This window comes from Tessaracoccus yangjingae, assembly GCF_054483935.1.
This window is the reverse complement of sequence record NZ_CM137014.1, coordinates 2,153,673-2,168,333: the sequence shown is the minus strand read 5'-3', so window position 1 is coordinate 2,168,333 and position 14,661 is coordinate 2,153,673. Positions and strand designations below refer to the sequence as shown.

At 69.8% G+C, this 14,661-nt stretch carries 11 protein-coding genes; 2 read left to right on the top strand and 9 right to left on the bottom strand.

The window, feature by feature from the left end:
* Positions 1–63 precede the first annotated feature (63 nt).
* Positions 64–1,728 (top strand): phosphoenolpyruvate--protein phosphotransferase, encoded by a 1,665-nt coding sequence (gene ptsP, locus ACX1D3_RS09620; protein ID WP_458993668.1) that lies wholly within the window; start codon positions 64–66, stop codon positions 1,726–1,728.
* Between the two features lie 747 nt (positions 1,729–2,475).
* Complete coding sequence (locus tag ACX1D3_RS09615) at positions 2,476–2,808, top strand: GIY-YIG nuclease family protein (protein ID WP_458993667.1); 333 nt, start codon at positions 2,476–2,478, stop codon at positions 2,806–2,808.
* Positions 2,809–3,294: 486 nt separating this feature from the next.
* Here the strand turns inward: ACX1D3_RS09615 and ACX1D3_RS09610 are convergent, their stop codons facing one another.
* The 9 genes from ACX1D3_RS09610 to ACX1D3_RS09570 form a co-directional block, all read right to left on the bottom strand.
* A complete protein-coding gene (locus ACX1D3_RS09610; protein ID WP_458993666.1) occupies positions 3,295–4,341 on the bottom strand; it encodes a zinc-dependent dehydrogenase in 1,047 nt (348 codons plus the stop codon).
* Positions 4,342–4,348: 7 nt separating this feature from the next.
* A complete protein-coding gene (locus ACX1D3_RS09605; RefSeq protein ID WP_458993665.1) occupies positions 4,349–6,325 on the bottom strand; it encodes a PTS mannitol transporter subunit IICBA in 1,977 nt (658 codons plus the stop codon).
* A gap of 197 nt (positions 6,326–6,522) precedes the next feature.
* Positions 6,523–7,551, bottom strand: coding sequence for a ketol-acid reductoisomerase (ilvC, locus tag ACX1D3_RS09600; RefSeq protein ID WP_458993664.1), 1,029 nt, complete (start codon positions 7,549–7,551; stop codon positions 6,523–6,525).
* Positions 7,552–7,571: 20 nt separating this feature from the next.
* Positions 7,572–8,078: an acetolactate synthase small subunit gene (ilvN, locus tag ACX1D3_RS09595; protein WP_458993663.1), complete on the bottom strand. Its 507-nt coding sequence runs from the start codon at positions 8,076–8,078 to the stop codon at positions 7,572–7,574.
* Positions 8,075–9,817: an acetolactate synthase large subunit gene (locus ACX1D3_RS09590; RefSeq protein ID WP_458993662.1), complete on the bottom strand. Its 1,743-nt coding sequence runs from the start codon at positions 9,815–9,817 to the stop codon at positions 8,075–8,077. Before ACX1D3_RS09590 ends, ilvN begins: the two co-directional genes overlap by 4 nt.
* A gap of 255 nt (positions 9,818–10,072) precedes the next feature.
* Positions 10,073–10,558 carry an aromatic ring-opening dioxygenase LigA gene (locus ACX1D3_RS09585; protein WP_458993661.1) on the bottom strand — a complete coding sequence of 162 codons (486 nt, stop codon included), beginning with the start codon at positions 10,556–10,558 and terminating at the stop codon, positions 10,073–10,075.
* 117 nt (positions 10,559–10,675) lie between these two features.
* A complete protein-coding gene (locus ACX1D3_RS09580) occupies positions 10,676–11,074 on the bottom strand; it encodes an HIT family protein (RefSeq protein ID WP_458993660.1) in 399 nt (132 codons plus the stop codon).
* Between the two features lie 8 nt (positions 11,075–11,082).
* Positions 11,083–11,844: an imidazole glycerol phosphate synthase subunit HisF gene (gene hisF, locus ACX1D3_RS09575; RefSeq protein ID WP_068750265.1), complete on the bottom strand. Its 762-nt coding sequence runs from the start codon at positions 11,842–11,844 to the stop codon at positions 11,083–11,085.
* Positions 11,845–11,854: 10 nt separating this feature from the next.
* Positions 11,855–14,617 (bottom strand): DEAD/DEAH box helicase, encoded by a 2,763-nt coding sequence (locus ACX1D3_RS09570; RefSeq protein WP_458993659.1) that lies wholly within the window; start codon positions 14,615–14,617, stop codon positions 11,855–11,857.
* Between the last annotated feature and the right edge of the window lie 44 nt (positions 14,618–14,661).

Here is a 14,661-nt window from a genome sequence, read left to right as displayed (position 1 = left end):
ATGTTGACTTCATCCCATCCACGGGCGACGATAGTCATACTCAACCCTCATTGTGGAGGAAACATGGAATCTGTTTCTGTTCGTGGCACCGGTGTCGTCGCCGGCATCGCATTCGCGCCGGCCGCCTGGACGCGCCCCGCCATCGCTCCCCCACCGCCCGGCCCACCGCTCGACGAGCCGGATCGGGAGGCGGAGGCACAGCGATTCCTGGCGGCCGCCACCACCGTCGCCGACCGGTTCACCCAGCGGGCCAGCTCCTCCACCGGCGTCGCGTCGGAGGTGCTCGGCGCCACCGCCGCCCTCGCCCGCGACCGCGGCTGGCTGCGGGCCGCGAAGAAGCTGATCACCGCCGGTGCCTCAGCGGAGTCCGCGACCGACCAGGCCATCGAGGGCTTCGTGGCCCAGCTGGTGCAGCTGGGCGGCCTCATGGCCGAGCGCGCGACGGACCTGCGCGACATCCGCAACCGCGTGGTGGCCGAGCTGCTCGGCCTGCCCGAGCCCGGCATCCCCACGCCGTCGGCCCCCGTCGTGCTCTGCGCCGACGATCTCGCCCCCGCAGACACGGCCGGCCTCGACCCCACCCTGATCACCGCGCTCGTGACGCGATTCGGCGGCCCGACCAGCCACACCGCGATCATCGCCCGCCAGCTGGGGATCCCCTGCGTCGTCGCCGTCTCCGCCCTCGACACCGTGCCCGAGGGGGCCCCACTCCTGGTGGACGGCACCTCCGGCATGATCACGGTCAACCCCGATGCGGCGCTGGCCACCTCGCTCATGGTGCGCGACCGCGATCACCGCGCGCAGGTGCGGTCCTGGCAGGGGCCGGCCCGCACAGCCGACGGCGGGGCCGTGCAGCTGCTGGCCAACGTCCAGGACGGCGCGGCCGCCCGCACAGCTTCGGCCTCGCAGGCCGAGGGCGTCGGGCTCTTCAGGACCGAGCTGTGCTTCCTGACCGCCCAGACCGAACCGAGCGTCGAGGAGCAGGCCCGCATCTACGGCGAGGTCTTCGCGGCGTTCGAGGGCCGCAAGGTGGTGGTCCGCACCCTCGACGCCGGCTCGGACAAGCCCGTGCCGTTCGCCAACCACGCCAACGAGGAGAACCCCTCCCTCGGCGTCCGCGGCATCCGGCTCAGCTGGACCAACCCTGGCCTGGTCGAGCGTCAGCTGGACGCCATCGCGATGGCGGCCGGTCAGCGCGGCGTGGCCGAGGCCTGGGTGATGGCCCCCATGGTGGCCACCGTCGACGAGGCCTTCGAGTTCGCGGCCCTCTGCAGGGCACGCAGCCTGAAGCCCGGAATCATGGTCGAGGTGCCGTCCGTGGCCCTCCTCGCCGAGCAGTTCCTCGCGGAGGTGGACTTCTTCTCGATCGGCACCAACGACCTCACCCAGTACGCGCTGGCCGCGGACCGCATGTCGAGCGCGCTCGCGCAGCTCACCGATCCGTGGCAGCCGGCGGTGCTGCGGCTGATCCAGCTGGCCGCCGAGGCCGGAATGGCGGCGGGCAAACCGGTGGGTGTGTGCGGCGAGGCGGCGGCCGATCCACTGCTCGCCTGCGTGCTGGTGGGGCTCGGGGTCTCCTCCCTGTCCATGGCAGTCACCGCCATCCCATCGGTGGGCGTCCGGCTCGGCGGCGTGACCGCCGACCAGTGCCGGGATGCCGCGCTCCAGGTGGTGCGCTCCCGCAACGCCCGCGACGCCAAGGATCTGGCGCTGCAGCTTCTCGGCTGAGCGACCGTCACACGAGGGCCGGGCACCCATGTGGTGCCCGGCCCTTTCCGTGTCGCCAGCGTGAGGCACAGCAAGAACGTTCTTGTAGCGAGAAGCCGCGCAACTGGGTCAGGTCCTCGAACCGTGCGGAGGGGCTTCGACGCGGTCGCGGCGCTCCGCGCGCGCCCGGCTCACCCAGCGGACACTCGACACGGGCCAGGGTCCTCGAAAGGGTGCCAGAGGCTTCGACGCGGTCGCGGCGCTCCCCGCGCGCCCGGCTCACCCAGCGGACACTCGACACGGGCCAGGGTCCTCGAACCGGGTGCCAGGGGCTTCGACGCGGTCGCGGCGCTCCCCGCGCGCCCGGCTCACCCAGTGGACCCGCGCCACGGACGCCGGCCCTCGAACCGGGCACCAGCGGCCTCGACGCGGTCGCGGCACTCCCCGCGCGCCCGGCTCACCCAGCGGACACGCAACACGGACGCCCGACCCTCGAACCGCGCGCCAGCTGCCTCGACGCGGTCGCGACGCTCCGCGCGCCCGGCATCCCGCAGTCCTCCGCCAGCGGAGGTACAGAGGATCGCCCCCTGACCTTGGGCAGGGCTCAATCTCCGCTGGGTGAGCCGGGCCAAGCCGCGCAGCGGCGCAGCCCGCGTCGAAGCCCCTCGCGCACGGTGCAGTGACCCGACCCACGTCCAGGCCCCGACAGTTATCCACAGACTCACGCACCTGGATTGCGCTGGCCCCAAGATCAGTCACGATGCATGGATGCCATTCACATACATGTTGGAGTGCAGCGACGGCACCTTCTACGTCGGATCAACCTGGGACATCGGCGAGCGGGTGACACAACACATGACTGGGCGGGGTGCCCGCTACACGACTCGGCGGCTTCCCGTGCAGCTCGTGTGGGCGGAGGAGTTCGAACGGGTCGACGAGGCCTACGCCCTTGAGAAGCAGGTTCAAGGTTGGGGGCGGGAGAAGCGCATCGCGCTGATCGAGGGGCGATACGACGACCTCCCGGCACTTGCTGCCAAGGGTCGACCGACGTCGCAGCGCGACATCTCCCCCGAGGCCCGTCAGCGCCTGTCGGAACCCTGATGCCTTGCCCCGGGTTGTCTTGGGTTACCCAGCGCGGTGGGCGGGCCGGGTCCTCGAACCGGGTGCCAGGGGCTTCGACGCGGTCGCGGTCGCTCCGCGCGCGCCCGGCTCACCCAGCGGACACGCAACACGGACGCCCGACCCTCGAACCGCGCGCCAGCTGCCTCGACGCGGTCGCGACGCTCCGCGCGCCCGGCATCCCGCGGTCCTCCGCCAGCGGAGGTACAGAGGATCGCCCCCTGACCTTGGGCAGGGCTCAATCTCCGCTGGGTGAGCCGGGCCAAGCCGCGCAGCGGCGCAGCCCGCGTCGAAGCCACTCGCGCACGGTGCAGTGACCCGGCCCACGTCCATGCCCCCGACGATCTCGCACCGGGGGGAGACGCGCACACCTCAGGCGACGAGTGGTGGGTCACACCACCCGACGCGACAAGCCAAGGGGCCGGGCACCCGAAGGTACCCGGCCCCTGTGCTGCGACGGTGAGACCCCTACGGCTCCACCGTCACCTTGATCGCCTCGCCGCGGGCCACGATGTCGAACGCGCTGAGCGCGTCGACGAGGGGGACACGGCGGGTGATCAGGTCCTTGACCGGAATCTGGCCCGACGCGATGTAGGCCAGCGCGTCCTTGTGGTGCTTGGGCGCCGACCCGTTGGCGCCGTGGATGTGCAGCTGGCGGTAGTGCACCAGGTTGCTGTCACACGTGATGGTGGGGTTGGTCTTCGGCAGCCCACCGAAGAACGAGATCCGCCCGTTGCGCGCGGCCATCGAGATGGCCTGCTCCTGGGAGACGTTGGCCGGCGTGGCGGTGATGATCACGTCCGCCCCGCGGCCCTGCGTCATGCGCATCACCTCGGCCACCACGTCGGTGGACGACGCGTCGATCGTCGCGTCGGGATGGACCGCCTCCGCGGACATGGCCAGCCGCTCAGCGTTGATGTCCACCAGGACGATGGTGCCGGCCTTGTGCACGCCCCTGGCGATCCGGATGTGCATGCAGCCAATCGGGCCGGCCCCGAAGACGACGACGACATCGCCCTCCTCGATGCCGAGCTGCTCCTGGGCGTTGATCGCGCAGGCGAACGGCTCCACGGCGGAGGCCTCGTCGAAGCCCACCTCATCGGGGATGCGGTTGAGGCCGTCGACCTTGAGCACCTCCTTCGGCACGATCATGTACTCGGCGAAGCCACCGTCGTACTGGTATCCGACGGAGGTCTGGTTCTGGCAGACCTCCATCCAGCCCTTCCTGCACTCGTGGCAGTCACCGCACGGCACGGCCGCGATCACCTGCACGCGGTCGCCCACCTCGAAGCCACCGAGCGACTCGGCGCCCACTTCGACCACCTCGCCCGCGACCTCGTGGCCCATGGTCGTGACCCGGGTGATGTTGACGTGGCCGTTGCCGCGGATCTTGACATCGGTCCCGCAGGTGGAGCAGTTGCGGACCCGGATCTTGACCTCCTCGGGCCCGCACTTGGGCTCGGGGACGTCCTCGAGCCGCACGTCGCCAGGGGCGTGGAATCTCAGTGCCTTCATTTGACGGTCACTCCTCGGTGGGGGTCAGGAGGTCGAGGACCTCGTCGACGGTGGTGGCCGAGCGGAGCCGCGCGGCACGGGTCTTGTCCGCCAGCGTGGTGGCGAGAGCCGCCAGGAGCGAGACGTGCTCGTCGCTGTTGGAGGCGATGGGGATCACGACGTTGACGGTGTGGCCGTCCCAGTCGATGCCGTCGGGGTACTGGAGGAAGCCCAGCGCGGCGGAGTTGATGTGGGACCTGGCCTCGTTGGTGCCGTGAGGGATGGCCACGCCCTGCCCCAGGAACGTGGTGGTCTGAAGCTCGCGGGCGAGCATCCCCTCGATGTAGGCGGGCTCGGCGGCGCCGCAGTCCACCAGGACCTGGCCGGCCTGGCGGATCGCGTCATCCTTGGTGGTGGCGGCGAGGCCAAGGCGCACGTTCTGACGAGGCAGGATGCCGGGCGCGAGGCGCTTCTTCGGCCGCGTGAGGGTTGCCGTGGCCGCAGTGGGTGCGGCGGCTCGGGAGATCGGTTCGCCCGGCGCCTCGCCCACACCGGTGGCGGTGAGCATCCGCCCCTCGCTGATGGCGAGTTCCACCCGGTCGAACGCCGGGTCACCCAGGTACGAGGAGAACGGGACGACGACGGTGCCGGGGGCGCGCTTGGCGGCCCGGTCCGCCAGGCCCTCGTGCGTCAGGACCACCTGCGCGTCGGCGGGGATCTGATCGACGGGGGTGTGGACGACCTCCACTCCGTAGGCCGCCAGCCGCTTGCGCATCTGGCCGGCCACCATGACGGAGGACCCCATGCCGGCATCGCACGCGATGACCAGCTTGCGGACGGCGGAGCCGAGGATGGAGACGCCGTCTCCCATGGAGCCGGTGGCCGAGAGGGCCGCTGCCTCAGCTGCCTCAACGGTGTCGTCGGACCCGCGGCCGAACTTCAGGAGCGCGGAGGTCACCACGAACGAGACGACGGCGGCGGTGAGCACGGTGAGGATCATGGGAATGTGTCCGCCGGGAGGCGTCACGGCGAAGTAGGCCAGGATGGATCCGGGCGACGGCGGGCCCACCAGGCCGGCACCGGTCGCGGTGGCGACGAACAGGCCCGACATCGAGCCCAGGATCATGCCGATCAGCATCACGGGGCGCATCAGGATGTAGGGGAAGTAGATCTCATGGATGCCGCCCAGGAAGTGGATGACGATCGCGCCGGAGGAGGACGCGCGCAGCGACCTGGGTCCGAACAGCATGAACGCGGTCAGCAGGCCGAGGCCCGCGCCCGGGTTTGACTCCACCATGTACAGGATCGACTTGCCGGTCTCGGCCACGTCGATCGCGGCCAGCGGGGTGAAGATGCCGTGGTTGATCGCGTTGTTGAGGAACAGCACCTTGCCGGGCTCCACGAACAGCGAAGCCAGCGGAAGCAGGTTCGCCGCCACCAGCCAGTTCACCCCGAGCGACAGCACGCCGACGATGCCCGCCACCACGGGGCCGACTCCCAGGGTGCCGAGGATCGCCAACAGCATGCCGAAGATGCCGAGCGAGAAGTTGTCCACCACCATCTCGAAGCCCGCACGGATCTTGCCCTCGATGGCCCGGTCGAACTGCTTGAGAACCCAGCCGGCGAAGGGACCCATGATCATCGCGCCGAGGAACATCGGCGTGCCGGTGAGAGTGGCGAACTCGGTGATGCCGCCGATGATCACGCCGGCGGTGGCGATGGCGCCGATCACGGCGCCGCGCTGCCCGTGGACCATCTTTCCGCCGGTGTAGCCGATCAGGATGGGCAGCAGGAAGTAGAGCATGGGGCCTACCAACCCCGCGAGGGTGGCGTTGGGCAGCCAGCCGGTCTCGATGAACATGGCCGTGATCAGGCCCCAGGCGATGAACGCACCGATGTTCGGCATGATCATGCCGGCCAGGTAGCCGCCGAATTTCTGGATCTTCGCCCGCAGGCCCGGACCCTCCAAGTTCTTGTTGACGCGTGCGTCAGGAAGAGCAGTCATGTTCTTCTCCCATACTCGACCGGTCGGCGCCCCGATGCGCAGCCGGGTGGGTTGTGCCCACGGAGCAATCCTGAAGGCAAACCAACTCAAAGTCAAGTAAATTGCGGAACAAACCTGTTGGATCATGTTGGTTTAGGTCTTGCGGCAACACGAAGGGCCCGTGAGATGCTCACGGGCCCTTCGGCGGTGTCTGGTGGTCAGCGGGCAGCCGAGCCCTCGACGTAATCGGCGTCGTCGGTCTTGACCCAGCTCATCAGCCCGCGCAGTTGACGCCCGGTCTCCTCGATGGGGTGCGCCTCGCCCTTGGCGCGCAGCTCCTTGAACTCCGGCGCGCCGGCGTCCTGGTCGTCGATGAAGCGCTTGGCGAACGCCCCGGTCTGGATGTCGGTCAGGACGGCCTTCATGTTCTCCTTGACCCGCGCGTCGATGACGCGGGGGCCAGAGACGTAATCGCCGTACTCGGCCGTGTCGGAGACACTCCAGCGCTGCTTGGCGATGCCGCCCTCGTACATGAGGTCGACGATCAGCTTCAGCTCGTGGAGGCACTCGAAGTAGGCCACCTCGGGCTGGTAGCCGGCCTCGACGAGGGTCTCGAATCCGGCCTGAACGAGGGCGGAGGCGCCACCGCACAGCACGGCCTGCTCACCGAACAGGTCGGTCTCGGTCTCCTCGGTGAAGGTGGTCTTGATGCCGCCGGCGCGCAGCGCGCCGATCGCCTTGGCGTAGCTCAGCGCCAGCGCCCAGGCGTTGCCGGTCTCATCCTTCTCGACGGCGATGATCGCCGGCACCCCGCGGCCGTTGGCGTACTCGCGGCGCACCAGGTGCCCGGGGCCCTTCGGCGCCACCATGCAGACGTCCACGCCGGCGGGCGGGGTGATGTAGCCGAAGCGGATGTTGAAGCCGTGCGCGAAGAACAGGGCGTCACCCTTGGTGAGGTGCGGCTCGATCTCCTCCTTGTAGAGGGTGCGCTGCACCTGGTCCGGCGCGAGGATCATGATGAGGTCGGCCTCCTCGACGGCCTCGGCCACAGGAAGCACCCGCAGTCCCTCGGCCTCAGCCTTGGCCGCCGACGGCGAGCCCGGACGCAGGCCGACGCGGACGTCCACGCCGGAGTCGCGCAGCGACAGCGCATGGGCGTGGCCCTGCGAGCCGTAGCCGATGACGGCGACATGGCGACCCTGGATGATCGACAGGTCGGCGTCTTTGTCGTAGAACATTTCTGCCATGGGTTCTCCTTGTTGGTTTTCTACTTAGCCTTGTGCTCGGACATGCTCCGGGAGCCGCGCGTGAGCGCCACCTGCCCGGACTGCACGAGTTCGATGATGCCGTGGGGCGCAAGCATCTCCAGGAGTGCCGCGAGCTTCTCGTCGCTGCCCGTGGCCTCGACGGTGATGGACTCGGCGGACACGTCCACCGCCTTCCCGCGGAAGAGGCTGACCACGTCGATCACCTGGCTGCGGGTCTGCACGTCCGCGTGGACCTTGACCAGCATCATCTCGCGGCGCACGGCCGACGGGCCCAGCTCGAGCACCTTGCGGACCTCGATGAGCTTGTTCAGCTGCTTGACGATCTGCTCCAGGGTGCCGTCATCCTCCACCTGGGCCACCACGGTCATGCGCGAGACCTCGTCGCGCTCCGTGGGGCCGACCGCGAGCGACTGGATGTTGAACCCGCGGCGCGAGAACAGCGCGGCAATGCGGGTCAGGACACCTGGGCGGTTGGAGACCAGGATGCTCAGGGTGTGGTTCTTCACAGCACTTCCTCTTCCCATTCGGGGGCCATGTCGCGGGCCACGCGGATCTCGTCGTTGCTGACACCGGCGGGCACCATGGGCCACACCATCGCGTCCTTGTGCACCACGAACTCGACGACGACCGGCCGATCGTTGATCTCGAGCGCCTGCTGGATGGCGGCCTCCATCTCCACCTCGTTGGTGGCGCGGAGCCCCACGCAGCCCATCGCCTCGGCCAGCTTCGGGAAGTTGGGCAGCGACTCGGTCATGAGGTCCGTGTTGGAGTACCGGCCCTCGTAGAACAGCGACTGCCACTGGCGCACCATGCCGAGCGCGTTGTTGTTGATGATGGCGATCTTGATCGGGATGTTGTTGAGCGCGCAGGTGACGAGCTCCTGGTTGGTCATCTGGAAGCAGCCGTCCCCGTCGATGCCCCACACCGTCGTGTCCGGGTTGGCCACCTTGGCGCCCATGGCGGCGGGCACGCAGAATCCCATGGTTCCGGCTCCGCCGGAGTTGATCCAGGTGCCCGGCTTCTCGTGCGGTAGGAAGTGCGCGCACCACATCTGGTGCTGGCCCACGCCGGAGACGTAGATGGTGTCCGACGGGCTCAGTTGACCGATCCGCTGGATCACCTCCTGCGGGGACAGCCGGCCGTCGGGCGCCTCGTCCCAACGGGGCTGGTAGCGAGCCTTCATGGTGGCGAGGCGGTGACGCCAGGCGTCCGCCTCAGGGGCCGGGTACGCCTGGATGGCCTCGTTGAGTTCCTTGAGGGTCTCCCTGACGTCTCCGACGATCGGGACGTCGACGGCCTTGTTCTTCCCGATCTCGGCGGGATCCACGTCGGCGTGGATGACCTTGGCGTGCGGGGCGAAACTGTCCAGCTTGCCGGTGACGCGGTCGTCGAAGCGGGTTCCGAGCGCGATGAGCAGGTCCGACTTCTGGAGCGCCCCCACCGCCGCGACCGTGCCGTGCATGCCCGGCATTCCCATGTTCAGCTCGTGGCTGTCCGGGAACTGGCCGCGGGCCATGAGGGTGGTGACGACGGGGATGCGGGTCCTCTCGACGAATTCCGCCAGTTCGGGGGCGGCCTTCGCGAGCGCGACGCCGCCGCCCACGTAGAGCACCGGCCGCTTCGACTCCGAGATCATCTTCGCAGCGGCCCTGACCTGGCGGGAGTGCGGCTTGACCGTGGGACGGTAACCGGGAAGGTCCAACTCCTGAGGCCACACGAACGGGCCCGATCCGGCGAGGGCGTCCTTGGCGATGTCCACCAGGACCGGTCCAGGACGGCCGGTGGCCGCGATGTGGAACGCCTCCTGGATGGCCAGCGGGATGTCCGCGACTCGCTTGATCAGGAAGCTGTGCTTCGTGATCGGCATCGTGATGCCGCGGATATCGGCCTCCTGGAAGGCGTCGGTACCGATGGAGTGGCTGTTCACCTGGCCGGTGATCGCCACCAGCGGCGTGGAGTCCATGTACGCGTTGGCGATGGGCGTGACCAGGTTGGTGGCGCCTGGGCCGGACGTCGCGATGCACACGCCCACCCGGCCGGAGCTCATGGCGTACCCCTCGGCGGCGTGGCCGCCGCCCTGCTCGTGGCGCACCAGGATGTGGCGGATCGTCGAATCGAAGAGGGGGTCGTAGAGGGGAAGAATGGCGCCGCCCGGAATGCCGAAAGCTACGTCGACACCCATCCGTTCCAGCGATTCGACGAGCGCCTGCGCCCCCGTCATGACTTGACCGTCCTTCTGCGTCATTGCCTCTCCCTTCCGTGATTGCTCGCCTGGGTCATCCCAAGAAAAAACCCCCGCCGCCCGTATCGGGCACACGAGGGAGCGCTTCGGTCTGTGGTGACGTGAAGCGCTTAGGGAATTACGACGAGCCAGCTCATGGGCATGGGTACACCTTTGCCCGTGATCGGCACCCTGTCAAGCGATCCCGGCGGGTCTTCCACAATGTAAGACGGCGACCCGGACGCATGTCCGGGCCGCCGTCTCACGGGGTCGACAAGGTCACTCGGTGACGGGGCGACCCTCGACGGTGCGGATGGTGGTCAGGGCCCAGCCGATGACGGCGAAGAGGAAGCCCAGCCCGATGACCAGTGCGGCCACGCCGTAGGACACGACGGAGGTGAACAGCGACGCGCGGAGGAAGGAACCGTTCATGGCTCTGGTTTTCTGAGCGGTGTAGGCCTCGGCTGCCTCGGTGTCACCGGCCTCCTTGGCTTCCCGGGCCAGGGCGCCGAGCTCGGCGTAGGTCTTGCCGTCGGCGCCGGCGAGGGAGTGGACGTTGATGATCTCCGCCTGCGCATACGCGGTGACCGGACCGGAGACGGTCTTGCCCGCGTAGGCGCCGCCCATGAACGTGGAGTCGCCGGGCACCGTGATGTTCTCGGCGGCGAGCTGCGAGCTGACGGTGCCCCAGGTGAGGGCGCCGGCAACAATCATGACGATGCCGGCGACGATCGAGACGATCCCGGCGATCTTGGTGGCCTTCATGTGAGGTCCCCTTCTGTATCTGTGGGGGACGCGTCGGCGTCCCGATGACAGACGTCAATCTAGTACAGCCTCTCTTGACCCCAACGGGGGGGGTGGTATTAAGACGCGCAGCGGGTGTTACCCCCTCCGGGTCACCGTCGCCCACACCGCGTCGAGGTCGGAGGCAACAGGGCCCCGCATCCCGCCGATACCGGGATTGTCCGCGTACCGCGGTAGTACGTGCACGTGGGTGTGCAGCACCTCCTGCCCGGACACCGGCCCGGCGTTGGAGAGGATGTTGCACGCATCCGCCCCGAGGCGCTCCTTCAGGAGCCTGCCCACGCGCGCCACGGCCGGTCCGATCTCGGCGAGGGCCTCGTCGTCGGCCAGCGCGTCGACGGTGTGCCGGCGCGGCACCACGAGCGTGTGCCCCTCCTGCCAGGGATGGATGTCGAGGAACGCGATCGCGACCTCGTCCTCGTAGATGCGCCGTGCCGGGATGTCCCCGGCGACGATGGCACAGAAGAGACAGTCCATGGTTCCTCCTAGCGGACTTCGAACCCGGCCTCCCGCAGACCGGTCTTGACCTCGTCGATGCTGAGGGTGCGGTAGTGGAAGACGCTGGCGGCGAGCACGGCGTCGGCGCCGGCCCGGGCGGCGGCCACGAAGTGCTCGATGCGCCCCGCTCCCCCGGACGCGATGAGGGGCACGTCGACCACCTCGCGCACGGCCCGGATCATCTCGAGGTCGAAGCCGTCGGTGGTCCCGTCGGCGTCCATCGAGTTGAGCAGGATCTCGCCCACCCCCCGCGCGCACGCCTCGCGGGCCCACTCGATGGCGTCGACCCCGGCGGAGCGGCGGCCCCCGTGCGTGGTGACGCCGAAGCCCGACGGCATGCCCTCCTCGCGGCGGGCGTCGACGGACAGGACGAGGACCTGGTCGCCGAACGTCCGCGAGATCTCGTCGATCACCGCGGGCCGCGCGAGGGCGCCCGTGTTGATGCCGACCTTGTCCGCGCCGCTGCGCAGCAGGCGGTCGACGTCGGCCACCTCCCGCACGCCGCCGCCCACGGTCAGCGGGATGAACACGGTCTCGGCGCAGCGGGCGACCATGTCGCGGGTCGTGGCCCGGCCGTCCGACGACGCGGAGATGTCCAGGAACGTCAGCTCGTCGGCGCCCTCCGCCGAGTACTTCGCGGCCAGCTCGACGGGGTCACCGGCATCGCGCAGCGACCGGAAGTTGACGCCCTTGACCACCCGGCCGTCGTGGACGTCAAGGCAGGGGATCACGCGCAGTGCTACGGCCATGCGCGCCAACCTAGTCCTCGGTCAGATCCGCCGCCACCACGCCGCGGCGCATCTCATCGGCCGCGATGAGGCAGGTCCGGCGCAGGTCGCCCGGCCCGGCGGCGGCCGCCAGCTGCCCGGCGAGGTCGATGACCTGCCGCACCCAGCGGACGAAGTCGCCGGCCGACAGCCCCGTGTGCAGCAGCACCTTGGCCAGATCCTGCCCGCTCGCCCACCGCCAGGCGGCCTCCGCGAAGCCGATGTCGGGCTCGCGGCCGCGGTCGATGCGGTGCTTCCGCTCGAGGAGGCCGACCTCGCGCCAGACGGACCGGAGTTCGGACTGGGCCCGCTCGGAGGCCGCGTCGGGCATGCGGGGAGCCACGGCGTCGCGGGTCGGCCGCGACTCGTACAGCAGCGTCGACAGCACCGCCGCCAGCTGCGGCGGGGTGAGGTCGGCGAAGACGTCCCGGCGCACGCACTCGGCCGCGACGAGGTCCAGTTCGTTGTAGATGCGGCGCAGCATGCGGCCCGCGTCGGTGAGGACGTCGCCGTCGAGGTAGCCGAGTTCCTCGAGGACGGCGGTGATGCGGTCGAACTGGACGGCCAGCGAGTTCGCGCGGGCGACGGCGTCGACCTCGACCCGCTTCGCCTCCCGGTCCAGCCGCAGGGCCCGGGCGGCCTCGATGGCGTGCAGCTCGCGGTCCGGGCACTCGTGGCAGGGGTGCGCGGCCAGGTCGGCTCGGAGGTCGGCGATCTCGCGGGCGACGTCGTCGTCGGTGGGGATCGTCAGGTCCGGCACCGCCGGATCGAGTTCCTCGAGCTTGGCCGACATCGCCGCCAGCAGCGCCCGGCGGTCGCGGCGCTCGCGCAGCGAGAAGTCCTTGGGGATCCGGACCCGGCCGACCGGCTCCACCGGGCCGCGCAGGTCATGCGGCTGGAGTTTGAGCACCGTGTGATCGCCGGCGATGACCTGGGCCCACGGCTCGGCGTCGCGGTGGTTCTTCCGGCCGGTGCGCAGCACCACCACCCATTCCTGCCGCGGCAGGTGGATGACGTCGCCGGGAGTCAGTGCGCCGAGGCTGTCGGACACGGCCTCGGCGTGCTGGGCCTTGCGGGCCCTCGACGACGTGGCCTCCAGTTGCGCGATGCGCTCGCGCAGCTGGGCGTACTCCATGAAGTCGCCCAGGTGGCACTGTGCGGCCTCGACGGCGGCGCGCAGGTCCGCCGTGAACCGTCGCCCGGTGCGGGCCGCCGTCACGACGGACTTGTCGGTCTGGAACTGGGCGAAGGACTGGTTGAGCAGGTCTCGGGCCCGTTCGCGGCCCAGGGTGGCCATGAGGTTGACCGCCATGTTGTACGTGGGCGCGAAGCTCGAGCGCAGCGGATACGTGCGCCGCGACGCGAGGCCAGCGACCGCGCGCGGGTCCATCCCCGACTGCCACAGGACGACGGCGTGGCCCTCGATGTCGATGCCGCGGCGCCCGGCGCGGCCCGTCAGCTGCGTGTACTCGCCCGGGGTGATGTCGACGTGGCTCTCGCCGTTGTACTTGACGAGCTTCTCCAGCACCACGGTCCGGGCCGGCATGTTGATGCCCAGCGCCAGCGTCTCGGTGGCGAAGACGATCTTCAGCGCGCCCGTGGCGAAGCTCTCCTCGACGATGGCCTTGAACGCGGGCAGCTGGCCGGCGTGATGTGCCGCGACACCGGCCATGAGGGCGTCGCGGAAGTCCTCGAACCGCAGGGCCTCCAGATCCGCGACGCTCAGTCCCGCGACGTGCTTGTCCGCGATCCGCCCCAGCTGCGCGGCCTCGGCGCGGGAGGTCAGGGTGATGCCCGCGTTGTAGACCTGGCCGACGGCGGCGTCGCAGCCGACTCGCGAGAAGATGAAGTAGATCGCCGGCAGGAGCTCGGCGCGGTCCAGCACGACGGCGACCTCGCCGCGGCTGGTGGGCCGGCCCGCGAAGCGGGAGTGGGTGGCGCCGCCGAACTGTCCCGATCCCTGCCCCGGCCGGTCCTTGCCGCGGCCGCTGCGGCCGCGGGGGCGGCGCGAGTCGTCGCGCACCCGCGACGCCTCCGCCTTGCTGACCTGGACCAGCTCGCGGTTGACCTTCGCCATCCGCTCGGCCGGTACCTCCTGCGCGGTGGGCGCGACGCCCTCGAAGAGATCCACCAGCCGGCGGCCGACGAGTACGTGCTGGAACAGTGGCACGGGGCGGCGCTCGGACACGACCACGGAGAACTCCCCGCGGACCGTGCGCAGCCACTCGCCGAAGTCCTCGACGTTGCTGACGGTGGCCGACAGCGCGACGATCTGCACCGACTCGGCCAGGCCCAGGATGACCTCCTCCCAGACCGCGCCGCGGAAGCGGTCGGCCAGGTAGTGCACCTCGTCCATGACGACGTAGCCCAGGTTGCCGAGCGTCGGCGAGGCCGCGTAGATCATGTTGCGCAGGACCTCGGTGGTCATCACGACGATCTGGGCCTCGGCGTTGACGGAGGTGTCCCCCGTGAGCAGGCCGACGCGGTCCGGTCCGTAGCGGTCGACGAGGTCGTGGTACTTCTGGTTCGAGAGCGCCTTGATGGGCGTGGTGTAGAAGCACTTGCGTGAGCGCCCCGTCGCGAGGTGGACGGCGAACTCCCCCACGACCGTCTTGCCGGATCCCGTCGGCGCGGCGACGAGCACGCCACGGCCCTCGGCGAGCTCGTGGCAGGCCTCAAGCTGGTAGTCGTCGAGCCCGAACGGGTAGAGCTCGGCGAACTCGCGCACGTCGTCGGAAAGGGCCTCTGTGCTCACCGATCCAACCTAGCAGCCGTGCCGGAGGCGCCGGCGGACTTGGG